We start from the raw sequence: 13,520 nt of genomic DNA, 5'->3' as shown, positions 1-13,520 counted from the left end.
ACTTGGGTTAATCCGTTATTTTACCCTTTTCCACGGTAAACATCTTCGAATTTTCGTCCGACATGTCCAGAACGTGTTCAGCGCTAATGGCGCTGACGAAAACCTGAGACTGCGTGGCTTTTAAACGGCTGGCCAGCAGGCCGCGCCGCGCGTCATCAAGTTCCGAGGCAAAATCATCTATCAGGTACAGGCAGCGTCTGCCGCTTTCGCGCGTCAGAAACTCGCCCTGTGCCAGGCGTAGCGCGCACATCAGCAGCTTAAGCTGCCCGCGCGATAAGGTGTCTTCCACCGGCGCGCCGTCGGCGCGAATGCGGAAGTCCGCCTTGTGCGGGCCGTGTGCCGTGTAGGTCAGCATACGGTCGCGTTCGAAGTTTCTCTCCAGCACTTCGGCATAGTCAGTTTCTTTTTCCCAGCCGCGCTGGAAGGAGAAGGTCAGAGAGAACTCCGGGAGAAATTGTTTGCAGGTATCCGCCATGTCTTCGGCAATACCGGCGCTGTATTCCGCGCGCCAGCGGCTGATTTGCTCGGCCAATGGGATAAGTTCCATATCCCACGGACGCAGCTGCGCGTAGCGGCTCACCTGACGCAGCGCGGCGTTGCGCTGCTTGAGCAACCGCTTCAGGTTGCTCCAGGCGTTGAAGAATCCGGCTTCGTTGTGGAAGCATCCCCAATCAAGGAACGCTCTTCTATATTTGGGGCCGCCGTTGAGTAAAGTAAACCCCTCGGGCGTAATCAGCTGCATCGGCATCAGCAGCGCCAGTTCGGCCACTTTATGGCCGTCGGTGCCATCGATGCGCACCTTGCTGTCGCCCAGCTTGTCTTTGGTCAGGCCGATGGACGTTTCACGCTCTGCCCCCTGAAGGCGACCGTGCAGGACAAATGATTCCTGCTCGTGGCGGATAACGCGGCCAATCTGCAAACTGCGAAACGCCCGGCCATGGCCGAGCGTATAGATGGCTTCCAGCACGCTGGTTTTGCCGCTGCCGTTCGCGCCAACCAGGAAGTTAAAGCCAGGGGATAAGGCAAGATCCGCGTTTTCGATATTGCGAAAATCGCGGATCAACAGACGGGAGAGCGACATTACAGTCTCATTGGCATAACAACATAGGCAGCCGACTGTGATGCGGCATCTTCAATCTGTACGCTCGATACGGAATCGGTCAACAGAATGCGCACGTTCTCGCACTTCAGCGCGTTCAGAACGTCCAGCACGTAGCTGACGTTAAAGCCGATTTCCAGCTCGGTGCCCGGGTAGGAGACATCCAGAATTTCTTCTGCTTCTTCCTGCTCTGGGTTGTTAGCGGTAATTTTCAGCTGGTTTTCGCTGACAAACAGGCGCACGCCGCGGAATTTCTCGTTGGAGAGAATCGCCGCACGGGCAAAGGCCTGCTTGAGGATATCGCAACCCGCTTCCAGATGTTTGTCCGGATTTTTCGGTAATACGCGGCGATAATCCGGGAAACGGCCATCAACCAGCTTAGAAGTGAAGATAAAGTCACCGACGTGTGCGCGGATGTTGTTGCTGCCGATCTGCACGCGCAGCGGCGTATCGCCACCATCGAGCATACGCATCAGCTCAATCACCCCTTTACGCGGCACGATCACCGAATGGCTCGGCAGCGATTGCCCAATAGGCATGGAGCAAACCGCCAGACGGTGGCCGTCGGTTGCCACGGTACGCAGTTCTTCACCTTCGGTTTCGAACAACATGCCGTTTAAGTAATAACGAACGTCCTGATGCGCCATCGAGAACTGCGTGGCTTCAATCAGGCGCTTCATGGTCGCCTGTGGCAAGGTGAATTCAACCTCGCTCTGCCAGTCGTCCAGATTCGGGAAGTCGGCAGCAGGCAGCGTAGAGAGCGAAAAGCGGCTACGGCCAGAGCGCACCAGCATACGGTCGCCTTCCAGCTGTACGGCAATCTCAGCACCTTCCGGCAGGCCACGGCAAATATCAAAGAATTTACGCGCCGGGACGGTAGTCGCGCCCGGTTCATGTGCCTGCAGCAGCGCCACACGCGCTACCATTTCCATTTCCAAATCGGTACCGGTCAGCGACAGCGTGCCGTCCGCGACCTGCAGCAACAGGTTACCCAGAATCGGCAATGTCGGACGCCCGCCTAACGGGCCACTCACCTGTTGTAACGGTTTTAATAAATGTTCACGTTCTACGGTAAATTTCATAGGATCACGACGACAATGTTCTGATTAAATTGGAAAAGTCTTCTTTGATATCGTGGCTTTCTTCACGCAGCTGTTCAATCTTACGGCAGGCGTGCAGCACGGTGGTATGGTCACGGCCACCAAACGCATCGCCAATCTCCGGCAGACTGTGGTTGGTGAGTTCTTTCGCCAACGCCATCGCCATCTGGCGCGGACGCGCTACCGAACGAGAACGTCGTTTGGAGAGCAGATCCGCGACTTTAATTTTGTAGTACTCCGCCACCGTCTTCTGAATATTGTCGATGGTGACCAGCTTTTCCTGCAGCGCTAACAGGTCGCGCAGCGCTTCGCGCACGAAATCGATGGTGATCGCCCGGCCGGTAAAATTGGCGTTGGCGATAACGCGGTTCAGTGCCCCTTCAAGCTCACGCACGTTAGAGCGTAGACGCTTGGCAATGAAGAACGCCACCTCGCCAGGCAGACGAATATCGTTTTCGTCGGCTTTTTTCATCAGGATAGCGACGCGGGTCTCAAGCTCAGGTGGCTCAATGGCCACCGTCAGGCCCCAGCCGAAGCGGGATTTCAGCCGATCTTCTACGCCGTTGATCTCTTTCGGATAGCGATCCGACGTGAGGATGATCTGCTGATTACCTTCCAGCAGGGCGTTAAAGGTGTGGAAGAACTCTTCCTGAGAGCGCTCTTTGTTGGCGAAGAATTGAATATCATCGATCAGCAGGGCATCCACTGAACGATAGTAGCGTTTAAACTCTTCGATCGCGTTGTTTTGCAGGGCTTTTACCATGTCCTGGACAAAGCGCTCGGAGTGCATATACACCACTTTCGCGTTCGGTTTGCGGGCGATAATGCCGTTGCCCACCGCGTGCAGCAGGTGCGTTTTACCGAGACCGGTGCCGCCGTAGAGGAACAGGGGGTTATACGCGCCGCCAGGGTTGTCTGCCACCTGACGCGCCGCCGCGCGGGCCAGCTGGTTCGACTTACCTTCAACGAAGTTATCAAAGGTGTGCTTAACATTGACGTTAGAGCGATAGGAAGGCTCGGCAGGCGCCGGGACGTTATCCCATCCTGCACGCGGTGCCGGGGCAACGCGCGGGGTATGAACCTGGGCCATCTGCACCGGGGCGCTGACGTTCGCCGTCTCTCTTAAGGTCTGGGTGACGGGCTTAGTGCCAACCTCAAAGCGCAGCTGCGGGGCATCAGAGCCGCAGAAATCATTCAGCAGGCCGTTGATGTTATTGAGGTATTTATCTCTTACCCAATCAAGTACGAAACGATTTGGCGCATACAGTGCCAGCGTGTTATCGCTTAGTTCCGCCTGCAATGGGCGGATCCACATGCTGAATTCTGTGGCTGGTAACTCATCCTGCAATCGGGCAAGACATTGCTGCCAAAGCGAAAGTGACACGGCGGACTCCACTCGAAAAAAGTCGATACACATCATCCTCCAGGCAAACCTGCAGGCTACCTCTGACGGTCCTGCCGCCAGTGAAACTGAATACTGTCGGGGACTCATTCAGTTGCTGCATAGATGCAGCCCGAACAATGCTGTGTATAAGATTAAAAATTCGTGATTTTTGGCACACGTCGAAAAGACCCGATGCAAGCGGGTGACGTGCGAACCGCTATCTGCGGTTTTCAACGACGCCTTTCAGACGCGGTGCTGAAATGACGCGGTTATTTTCCCCTTTTACGATCCACCGATCGCGATCGGGCCGAGGATCATAGCGTAAACTGCGCTAGAGATCTTCTGTTTCTCACAGATTCTTCCCGATTTATCCACAGGGTGGATCCAGAAGCGCTAAGTGTAAACGATCCCGATAAAGAGGAGGCACGATTTCCTTCGCATATTGGAAAAATTAATGACTAGCGACAAATTTCTGCTTAAATGATCTAACAAAGATCCAGGATGATCCTTGCGCTTTAATGGGCAGGCCGTATAATCCCCCACCCGGCATGTTCTGCGCGAATTTTGGTGAAGGACGCTGCTCATTTACCGGGCGAAAAACTGCGGTGATACGTGGTTTTTTACGCGGTAAATAAGGAAAGAGAATTGACTCCGGAGTGTACAATTATTACAATCCGGCCTCTTTAATCACCCATGGCTTCGGTGTCCATCGTTCGATTTTCGTTCGGATATCCAATAAAGCCATTGAATTTATTCAAGTTTAGGTAGAAATCGCCATGAAACGCACTTTTCAACCGTCTGTACTGAAGCGCAACCGTTCTCACGGCTTCCGTGCTCGTATGGCTACTAAAAATGGTCGTCAGGTTCTGGCACGTCGTCGTGCTAAAGGCCGTTCTCGTCTGACCGTTTCTAAGTAATAAAGCTAACCCCTCGAGTGGTTAAGCTAGCATTTCCCAGGGAGTTACGTTTGTTAACTCCCACTCATTTCACATTCGTCTTCCAGCAGCCACAACGGGCTGGCACGCCGCAAATCACCATTCTCGGCCGCCTGAATTCGCTGGGGCATCCCCGTATCGGTCTCACCGTCGCCAAGAAAAACGTCAAACGCGCACATGAACGCAATCGGATTAAACGTCTGACGCGTGAAAGTTTCCGTTTACGTCAGCATGAACTCCCGCCAATGGATTTCGTGGTGGTGGCAAAGAGAGGGGTTGCCGACCTCGATAACCGTGCTCTCTCGGAAGCGTTGGAAAAATTATGGCGCCGCCATTGTCGCCTGGCTCGCGGGTCCTGATAGGCCTTATCCGGGTCTATCAGCGCCTGATTAGTCCGCTACTCGGGCCGCATTGTCGTTTCACGCCAACCTGTTCTCAATACGGAATTGAGGCATTGCGCAGGTTTGGAGTGATAAAAGGCAGTTGGTTGACAGTGAAACGCGTATTAAAATGCCACCCTTTACACCCTGGTGGTGACGACCCCGTCCCGCCTGGACCATTTGATACCAGAGAACACTAACGATGGATTCGCAACGCAATCTCCTTATCATCGCTTTGTTGTTCGTGTCTTTCATGATCTGGCAAGCCTGGGAGCAGGATAACAATCCTCAAGCCCAGCAGCAGACCACGCAGACTACGACCACAGCAGCGGGTAGCGCCGCAGACCAGGGCGTACCGGCCAGTGGCCAAGGGAAACTGATTACGGTTAAAACTGATGTGCTTGAGCTGACTATCAACACTCGCGGTGGTGATATTGAGCAAGCGCTGCTTCCGGCTTACCCGAAAGCGCTGAAATCTGACGAACCGTTCCAGTTACTGGAAACCACCCCACAGTTTGTCTATCAGGCACAGAGCGGCTTAACCGGTCGTGATGGCCCGGATAACCCGGCTAACGGTCCGCGTCCGCTGTATAACGTCGATAAAGATGCGTTTGTGATGGCCGATGGCCAGAACGAAATCGTCATTCCGCTGACCTATACCGATAAAGCAGGCAACGTCTTCACCAAAACCTTCACCCTGAAACGCGGTGATTATGCGGTGAACGTAAGCTATGACGTGAAGAACGCCGGCGAGAAGCCGCTGGAAGTGTCTACCTTCGGTCAGCTGAAGCAGACGGCTAACCTGCCGTCTGACCGTAATACACAATCTGGCGGCCTGTCTACGATGCACACCTTCCGTGGCGCAGCGTACTCAACGTCTGATTCGAAATACGAAAAATACAAATTCGACACCATCGTTGATAACGAGAATCTGAACACCAACACCAAAAACGGTTGGGTTGCCATGCTGCAGCAGTACTTCACGACTGCATGGGTTCCGCAGAACAACGGTACCAATAACTTCTACACCGCTAACCTCGGTAACGGCGTAGTGGCTATCGGCTACAAATCTCAGCCGGTTCTGGTACAGCCAGGTCAGGCAGATAAGCTGCAGAGCACCCTGTGGGTCGGCCCAGCAATTCAGGATAAAATGGCTGCTGTTGCGCCGCACCTGGATCTGACCGTTGACTACGGCTGGCTGTGGTTCATCTCTCAGCCGCTGTTCAAACTGCTGAAATGGATCCATAGCTTCCTGGGTAACTGGGGCTTCTCCATCATCGTTATCACCTTTATCGTTCGTGGCATCATGTACCCGCTGACCAAAGCGCAGTACACCTCCATGGCGAAGATGCGTATGCTGCAGCCTAAGATTCAGGCAATGCGTGAGCGTCTGGGTGACGACAAACAGCGTCAAAGCCAGGAAATGATGGCCCTGTATAAAGCGGAAAAAGTTAACCCACTGGGTGGCTGCTTCCCGCTGATTATCCAGATGCCAATCTTCCTTGCGCTGTACTACATGCTGAGCGCCTCGGTTGAACTGCGTCATGCGCCGTTTATCCTGTGGATCCACGACCTGTCTGCACAAGACCCGTACTACATCCTGCCGATCATCATGGGCGCGACGATGTTCTTCATTCAGAAGATGTCCCCGACGACCGTGACCGACCCGATGCAGCAGAAGATCATGACCTTCATGCCGGTCATCTTCACGGTGTTCTTCCTGTGGTTCCCATCTGGTCTGGTGGTGTACTACATCGTCAGCAACCTGGTCACCATCATTCAGCAGCAGCTGATTTACCGTGGTCTGGAAAAACGTGGCTTGCATAGCCGCGAGAAGAAAAAATCCTGATTCGGTTGAGCAAGAGCTAAAATGGAAGGCGGTCGAATGACCGCCTTTTTTTATTGCGACACAGTAGAGATAAACCATGAGCCAAAACGACACGATCGTCGCCCAGGCCACCCCACCGGGACGCGGTGGTGTGGGCATTCTGCGCATCTCCGGCCTGAAGGCGAGAGATGTCGCGCAGGCGGTGCTGGGCAAACTGCCTAAACCGCGCTACGCCGATTACCTGCCGTTCAAAGACAGCGACGGCAGCGCGCTGGATCAGGGCATTGCGCTGTGGTTCCCTGGGCCGAACTCGTTCACCGGTGAAGACGTGCTGGAGCTTCAGGGCCACGGCGGCCCGGTGATCCTCGATCTGCTGCTAAAACGTATTCTGACGCTGCCGGGCGTACGCATTGCCAACCCCGGTGAGTTTTCCGAACGCGCATTTTTAAACGATAAGCTCGACCTGGCACAGGCAGAAGCTATTGCTGACCTGATTGACGCCAGCTCTGAACAGGCAGCACGCTCCGCGCTGAACTCGCTGCAGGGTGCCTTCTCGGCGCGCGTTAATCACCTTGTGGAAGCCCTCACTCACCTGCGCATCTACGTTGAAGCGGCGATCGACTTCCCGGACGAGGAGATCGATTTCCTCTCCGACGGTAAAATCGAAGCGCAGCTGAATGCGGTGATGGGCGATCTCGACGCCGTACGTGCCGAAGCGCGTCAGGGCAGCCTGCTGCGCGAAGGGATGAAGGTCGTGATTGCCGGCCGCCCGAACGCCGGAAAATCGAGCCTGTTGAACGCCCTGGCGGGCCGTGAAGCGGCTATCGTCACCGACATCGCGGGCACCACCCGCGACGTGCTGCGCGAGCATATCCATATTGATGGCATGCCGCTGCATATCATCGATACCGCCGGTCTGCGCGACGCTAACGATGAAGTAGAACGTATCGGCATCGAGCGTGCCTGGCAGGAAATTGAGCAGGCCGACCGCGTACTGTTTATGGTCGATGGCACGACGACCGACGCCACCGATCCTGCTGACATCTGGCCGGACTTTATCGCTCGTCTGCCAGCAAACCTGCCGATCACTGTCGTGCGTAACAAGGCTGATATCACCGGCGAAACGCTGGGGCTGAGTGAAGTAAATGGCCACTCACTTGTGCGTCTCTCTGCACGCACCGGCGAAGGCGTCGACGTGCTGCGTAACCATCTCAAACAGAGCATGGGCTTCGAAAACAACATGGAAGGCGGCTTCCTGGCGCGTCGTCGCCACCTGCAGGCGCTTTCCGATGCCGCCGAGCATCTGGAGCAGGGGAAAGCCCAGCTGCTCGGTGCCTGGGCCGGAGAGCTGCTGGCAGAAGAGTTGCGCCTGGCGCAGCAGAGCCTGAGTGAGATCACCGGGGAATTTACCTCCGACGATCTGCTCGGTAGGATTTTCTCCAGCTTCTGTATCGGTAAATAGTTTTACCAGATGGCAGCTATGCCTTATCCGGCCTATGCGACATGTAGGCCGGTAAGGCTAACACTATCAGGTAACAGATTTTTCCTCACAGGAAATCACTGTTGTCCAAATGGCAACTCGTGTCATCGCACGCGCCCCAGTATGCTGAGCGCCACATTTCTCGTGAGGTCGCCATGACACGCTTTCTCGTCTGCTGTTTTGCCCTGGTTTTACTCTATCCCGCCGGTATTGATATGTATCTGGTGGGATTACCGCGTATCGCCGCTGATTTACAGGCCAGCGAAGCGCAGCTACACATCGCGTTTTCGGTCTATCTGGCCGGGATGGCAACCGCGATGCTGTTCGCCGGGAAGGTGGCGGACCAATCAGGCCGCAAGCCGGTAGCGATTGTCGGGGCGCTGATCTACATCGCCGCTTCCGCGATCTGTTCGCTGGCGGAGAGCGGGACGCCCTTCCTGGTGGGCCGTTTTATTCAAGGGGTGGGGGCTGGCTGTTGCTACGTCGTGGCGTTCGCTATCCTGCGCGATACGCTCGACGATCGTCTGCGGGCCAAGGTACTGTCGCTGCTTAATGGCATCACCTGCATCGTGCCGGTGCTCGCGCCGGTGCTGGGGCACCTGATTATGCTCAAATACCCATGGCAGAGTCTGTTCTACACGATGATTGGCATGGGCGTAGTGGTCTGCCTGCTGTCAGTGTTTGTGCTGCGAGAATCACGCCCGGCGACGCTGCCTGCCTCGGCAGGCCATACGCCAGGAGCCGAGTCGTTGGTAAATCGCTTCTTCCTCAGCCGTCTGGCAATCACCACGCTGAGCGTGTCGGTGATCCTCACCTTCGTAAACACCTCACCGGTGCTGCTGATGGAGGTTATGGGCTTTGACCGTGGCGAATATGCCACGACCATGGCGATGACCGCAGGCGTCAGCATGGCGGTGTCATTCTCGACGCCGTTCGCTCTGAGCCTGTTTAAACCCCGCACTCTCATGCTGGCTTCACAGGTGCTGTTCCTGGCGGCGGGGATTGTGCTCACACTTGCCGGTACCAACGCGGTCACGCTCTTCGGGCTGACCTTAATTTGCGCAGGCTTCTCGGTAGGCTTTGGCGTTGCCATGAGCCAGGCGCTGGGGCCATTCTCGCTGCGGGCCGGGGTTGCCAGTTCGGCGCTGGGTATCGCTCAGGTCTGCGGTTCGTCGCTGTGGATATGGCTGTCGGCCATCCTGGGGCTTGATGCATTGAATATGCTGATCGGGATTCTGATTGGCTGTAGCATAGTGTGCATACTGCTGATTATCTCAGTGGCTCCTAACCGGTCTGCGCCAACACATGAAGAAGCCCCTCTCCAGTCTCGATCTTAATTTACTGCTATGCCTGCAGCTTCTGATGCAGGAGCGCAGCGTTACCAAAACCGCCAAACGGATGAACGTCACGCCGTCGGCGGTCAGTAAGTCTCTATCGAAGCTGCGAGCCTGGTTTGACGATCCGCTGTTTGTGAATACCCCGCTTGGGCTAACGCCGACGCCGCTGATGGTCAGCATGGAGCAAAGCCTGGCCGAGTGGATGCAGATGGGCAATCAGCTGCTGGATAAACCGCACCACGAAACGCCGCGCGGGCTGAAGTTCGACCTGGTCGCCGAAACGCCGCTGGTGATGATCATGTTCAACCAACTCTCCAGTCAGATTTATCAGCGCTATCCGCAGGCGACCATCAAAGTGCGTAACTGGGACTATGATTCACTGGACGCGATTATTCGCGGTGAGGTCGACATCGGCTTCACCGGGCGTGAAAGTCATCCCCGCTCACGCGAGCTGCTGAGCCTGCTGCCGCTGTCGATAGACTACGAGGTGCTGTTTACCGACCTGCCCTGGGTCTGGCTGCGTGAGGACCATCCAGCGCTTCAGGAGGAGTGGAATCTGGAGACATTCCTGCGCTACCCGCACATCAGCATCTGCTGGGAGCAGAGCGATACCTGGGCGCTGGACGACGTATTGCAGGAGATGGGGCGCGAGCGTCAAATCGCGCTCAGCCTGCCGGGCTTTGAACAGTCACTGTTTATGGCCGCCCAGCCTGACCACCAGATGATCGCCACCGCGCCGCGCTATTGCCAGCATTATAATCAACTGCACAACCTGCCTTTAGTGCCTCGCCCACTGCCGTTTGATGCCGTGCAGCGGGAAAAACTGCAGGTGCCGTTTACCCTACTCTGGCATAAACGAAATAGTCACAACCCGAAAATTATTTGGCTCCGTGATACCCTCAAAGCCTTATATCTCGCTGTTTCCTGACTCATTATTCGTAAAAATAATACGTTTCAGTTAGGGCGAAGTGTAAAGGTCGCGTAATTCCCCTTTTCAATCGCATTTTTAGGCAGTAAAACCTGATCATAACTGACGTAAATGTTACTCTCGTCATATCCACAGTCCATTAATCACGGAGCGAAAAATGGCGACGCACTTTGCAAGAGGGATCCTTAAGGACGGACATCTACTATCGGTCAGGCTCTCATCCACCAGCCATAATATTGCGCGCCAGCTGCCGGCCCATCGACGGACCCGTTACCTGGCTTCCCGCGCGCTGTTAGCTGAATTACTGTTTATGCTGTACGGCATCAGTGAACTGCCTGAAATCGTCACTCAGGAAGAAGGAAAACCGTATTTTAAAGACAGCCATCTGCCTGATTTTTCTATCGCTTATGCCGGTAACATTGTCGGCGTTGCTCTGACGACCGAAGGCCAATGCGGCCTTGATATGGAGCTACTGCGCACGCTGCGTAGCACCCCACAGGCCACAATGATGGAAAGCTACCGCTTTACCAGCAATGAGAATCTGTGGATCAACAACCAGAATGATCCACATGAAGCGCGCGCACAGCTCATCACGCTGCGTCAGAGCGTCCTCAAGCTGTCAGGGGACGTTCACCATGATTCCCCCCAGACACTCCAGCTACTGCCCGGCTCAGGCCGCCTTCGCTCGGCGTTAACCGACCAGCTTGAAGTCATTTGCGATGCCGAAGACGTGCTGGTCTGGTCGCTAGCCGCTTCACCGTCTATCGACAAACTCAAGGTTTGGGAGTTTGATGGTAAGTACGGCTGGCGTAGCCTGCCCGATGCCCAGACCCGGGCTAACGAACCCTCGGCACGCCTGATGAGATTCACCAGCCTACCGACGGAGAAAGCGCTTATACTCAATTGATTCGGCTGGATTTCAGCCGCCATGATGGAAAAGGAGTAGTCATGTCTGAAACATTGAACGTTGTGACGTTACTGGGAAGCCTGCGTAAAGGCTCATTCAACGGTATGGTGGCGCGCACCCTGCCTAAAATCGCCCCGGCGGGCATGACCGTTTCCGCACTGCCGTCGATTGGCGATATCCCGCTGTATGACGCGGACCTCCAGCAAGAAGACGGTTTCCCGCAAAGCGTGGAAGCGCTGGCAGAACAGATTCGCCAGGCCGACGGCGTGGTTATCGTTACGCCAGAGTACAACTATTCTGTGCCGGGTGGCCTGAAGAACGCTATCGACTGGCTCTCTCGTCTGCCGGATCAGCCGCTTTCAGGTAAACCGGTCCTGATTCAGACCAGCTCAATGGGCGCTATCGGCGGCGCGCGCTGCCAGTATCATCTGCGCCAGATTCTGGTGTTCCTGGATGCGATGGTAATGAACAAGCCGGAGTTTATGGGCGGCGTGATTCAGAATAAGGTCGACCCGCAGTTGGGTGAAGTGATTGAACAGGGGACGTTGGATCATTTGACCGGTCAGCTGACCGCATTTGGCGAGTACATTCAGCGCGTTAAAGCGTAAACAGAATGACCCTCACCCCGGCCCTCTCCCATAGGGAGAGGGAGAAAACCAGTCAGGTGAGGGTTTTCTTACTTAGTGTGCATCAATAAACACAATCTTCAGAATAAACAGCAGTGCGACAACCATCACGCACGGGCTGAGGTCGCGGAAACGACCGGTACCGATTTTCATCACGCAGTAAGAGATGAAGCCCAGCGCAATACCTTCGGTGATTGAGAAGCTGAACGGCATCATCACCGCGGTAATAAACGCAGGAACCGCTTCGGTCAGGTCATCCCACTTCACGCGAGACAGGCTGGATGTCATCAGGACACCCACGTAAATCAGCGCGCCTGCAGCCGCATAGCCCGGCACCATACCCGCCAGCGGCGACAGGAAGATAACCAGCAGGAACAGCAGACCAACCACTACCGCCGTCAGACCGGTACGACCGCCCACGGACACGCCGGAGGAAGATTCGATATACGCGGTGACGGAAGAGGTGCCGATAAAGGAGCCAGCAACCGAGGAGACGCTATCGACAAACAGCGCCTGCTTCATACGTGGGAACTTGCCTTTCGCATCGGCCAGACCGGCTTTGTCGGTCACGCCAATCAGCGTACCGGAGGAGTCAAACAGGTTTACCAGCATGAAGGAGAAGATAACGCCCGCCAGACCCAGGTTGAAGGAGCCTGCCAGGTCAACATGACCGACCACGGTGGTAATGCTCGGCGGCGCAGAAACGATGCCGCTGTAGTGCACATCGCCCAGCATCCAGCCCAACAGCGTGGTTACCACAATAGAAACCAGCACCGCTGCGTGAATGTTGCGGGAAGCCAGAATCGCAATGATAAAGAAGCCCAGCACGCCCAGCAGTACGCTGTGAGAAGTCAGGTTACCGATAGAGACCAGCGTGTCCTGGTTTGCCACGATAACACCGGCGTTTTTCAGGCCCATCATGCCGATGAACAGACCGATACCGCTGGTGATACCTACGCGCAGGCTAACCGGGATATTGGCAATCATCCAGTAACGCACGCGGAAAATCGTCAACAGCAGCAGACCGATAGCGCCCCAGAAGATAGCGCCCATACCGACCTGCCACGGCAGGCCCATCGCCTGCACGACGACGAACGCGAAGAACGCGTTCAGGCCCATTGCCGGTGCCAGTGCAACCGGCAGGTTGGCAAAGATGCCCATCAGAATACTGCCCAGCGCTGCGATCAGGCAGGTAGTAACAAACACTGCGCTGGTGTCCATGCCAGCTACGCCAAGAATTTGCGGGTTAACGAAAACGATGTAGACCATCGTCAGGAAGGTCGTGAAACCGGCGATCACTTCGGTACGTGCCGTCGTGCCGTGCTCGCGCAGTTTAAACACGCGCTCCAGAATCCCCTGACCGGAAGCCGGGGTGGTGTGTTGTTGACTCATTATTAATTTCCGCAGACATGGAAGGAAAATTCGTCGCTATCCTATACCAAAATGCGACAATAGGCGCGGTTGCGAGATACTTTTTTTCATTGATTTTGCTTATACGGCAACGATTGCGTCTCTC

The 13,520-nt window shown here is 55.4% G+C and carries 13 protein-coding genes; 9 read left to right on the top strand and 4 right to left on the bottom strand.

Annotated elements, in window-relative coordinates; all coding sequences use genetic code 11:
• Positions 1 to 7: 7 nt before the first annotated feature.
• The 3 genes from recF to dnaA are packed head-to-tail and all read right to left on the bottom strand — an operon-like array spanning position 8 to position 3,583.
• The gene (recF, locus tag V6944_RS03785) at positions 8 to 1,081 is read right to left on the bottom strand and encodes a DNA replication/repair protein RecF (protein ID WP_333497951.1); all 1,074 of its coding nucleotides are present in this window, start codon (positions 1,079 to 1,081) and stop codon (positions 8 to 10) included.
• Complete coding sequence (dnaN, locus tag V6944_RS03780; protein ID WP_035896448.1) at positions 1,081 to 2,181, bottom strand: DNA polymerase III subunit beta; 1,101 nt, start codon at positions 2,179 to 2,181, stop codon at positions 1,081 to 1,083. The genes recF and dnaN overlap by 1 nt, the downstream gene beginning before the upstream one ends.
• Positions 2,182 to 2,185: 4 nt before the next feature.
• Complete coding sequence (dnaA, locus tag V6944_RS03775; protein WP_333497950.1) at positions 2,186 to 3,583, bottom strand: chromosomal replication initiator protein DnaA; 1,398 nt, start codon at positions 3,581 to 3,583, stop codon at positions 2,186 to 2,188.
• A 776-nt stretch (positions 3,584 to 4,359) separates the two neighbouring features.
• On the opposite strand from dnaA, the gene rpmH reads away from it, so the two are divergent.
• From rpmH to V6944_RS03730, 9 genes are all read left to right on the top strand, one after another.
• Positions 4,360 to 4,500 (top strand): 50S ribosomal protein L34, encoded by a 141-nt coding sequence (rpmH, locus tag V6944_RS03770; RefSeq protein ID WP_003849659.1) that lies wholly within the window; start codon positions 4,360 to 4,362, stop codon positions 4,498 to 4,500.
• A gap of 17 nt (positions 4,501 to 4,517) precedes the next feature.
• Positions 4,518 to 4,877, top strand: coding sequence for a ribonuclease P protein component (gene rnpA, locus V6944_RS03765; RefSeq protein WP_034881900.1), 360 nt, complete (start codon positions 4,518 to 4,520; stop codon positions 4,875 to 4,877).
• Positions 4,841 to 5,098 (top strand): membrane protein insertion efficiency factor YidD, encoded by a 258-nt coding sequence (yidD, locus tag V6944_RS03760; protein WP_015703903.1) that lies wholly within the window; start codon positions 4,841 to 4,843, stop codon positions 5,096 to 5,098. The genes rnpA and yidD overlap by 37 nt, the downstream gene beginning before the upstream one ends.
• Positions 5,099 to 5,100: 2 nt before the next feature.
• Positions 5,101 to 6,747, top strand: coding sequence for a membrane protein insertase YidC (yidC, locus tag V6944_RS03755; protein ID WP_333497949.1), 1,647 nt, complete (start codon positions 5,101 to 5,103; stop codon positions 6,745 to 6,747).
• A 76-nt stretch (positions 6,748 to 6,823) separates the two neighbouring features.
• Positions 6,824 to 8,188, top strand: a complete 1,365-nt coding sequence (gene mnmE / locus V6944_RS03750) for a tRNA uridine-5-carboxymethylaminomethyl(34) synthesis GTPase MnmE (RefSeq protein ID WP_333497948.1) — start codon at positions 6,824 to 6,826, stop codon at positions 8,186 to 8,188.
• Positions 8,189 to 8,361: 173 nt separating this feature from the next.
• A complete protein-coding gene (locus V6944_RS03745; protein WP_333497947.1) occupies positions 8,362 to 9,543 on the top strand; it encodes an MFS transporter in 1,182 nt (393 codons plus the stop codon).
• Positions 9,512 to 10,471, top strand: coding sequence for an HTH-type transcriptional regulator YidZ (gene yidZ, locus V6944_RS03740; RefSeq protein ID WP_333497946.1), 960 nt, complete (start codon positions 9,512 to 9,514; stop codon positions 10,469 to 10,471). The genes V6944_RS03745 and yidZ overlap by 32 nt, the downstream gene beginning before the upstream one ends.
• Before the next feature lie 157 nt (positions 10,472 to 10,628).
• Entirely contained in the window at positions 10,629 to 11,378 is a 750-nt protein-coding gene (locus V6944_RS03735) for a 4'-phosphopantetheinyl transferase family protein (RefSeq protein WP_333497945.1), read from the top strand.
• A gap of 41 nt (positions 11,379 to 11,419) precedes the next feature.
• Positions 11,420 to 11,986 (top strand): NADPH-dependent FMN reductase, encoded by a 567-nt coding sequence (locus V6944_RS03730; RefSeq protein ID WP_333011165.1) that lies wholly within the window; start codon positions 11,420 to 11,422, stop codon positions 11,984 to 11,986.
• 72 nt (positions 11,987 to 12,058) lie between these two features.
• Here the strand turns inward: V6944_RS03730 and adeP are convergent, their stop codons facing one another.
• A complete protein-coding gene (gene adeP / locus V6944_RS03725) occupies positions 12,059 to 13,396 on the bottom strand; it encodes an adenine permease AdeP (protein WP_333497944.1) in 1,338 nt (445 codons plus the stop codon).
• Positions 13,397 to 13,520: the final 124 nt, after the last annotated feature.

The organism is Kluyvera sp. CHPC 1.2972 (assembly GCF_036759925.1).
Classification (GTDB): Bacteria; Pseudomonadota; Gammaproteobacteria; order Enterobacterales; family Enterobacteriaceae; genus Kluyvera.
This window is presented reverse-complemented; position numbering and strand designations above follow the sequence as displayed.